Here is a 240-nt window from a genome sequence, read left to right as displayed (position 1 = left end):
CGATACCCCGTATTTTAGCACTTCTCCGGGAGCATATGTGAGTGAATTCGTTACCATGATTTTGCCGATGTTGTTTTCGTCTTTTCCTACTTTTACAGGAACCGTGTTTACCTGTCCATTTCGCTCATACTGAAAAGTCAATTCCTTGTCAGGAGCTTGGCTAATAATTTGAACGACATCTTTCCATGTGGAAACCGCTTTTCCTTGAATCGCGATCACTTTGTCGCCTTCCATGAGTCC

At 43.3% G+C, this 240-nt stretch carries 1 protein-coding gene; it reads right to left on the bottom strand.

Annotated elements, in window-relative coordinates; all coding sequences use genetic code 11:
- On the bottom strand, positions 1-240 hold a 240-nt coding region (locus SB775_RS33355; RefSeq protein ID WP_486360744.1), incomplete at both ends, for a PDZ domain-containing protein.

The organism is Peribacillus sp. SIMBA_075, assembly GCF_046534585.1.
Note: the sequence above shows the minus strand (reverse complement) of the source record. Positions and strands in the feature narration are given on the sequence as shown.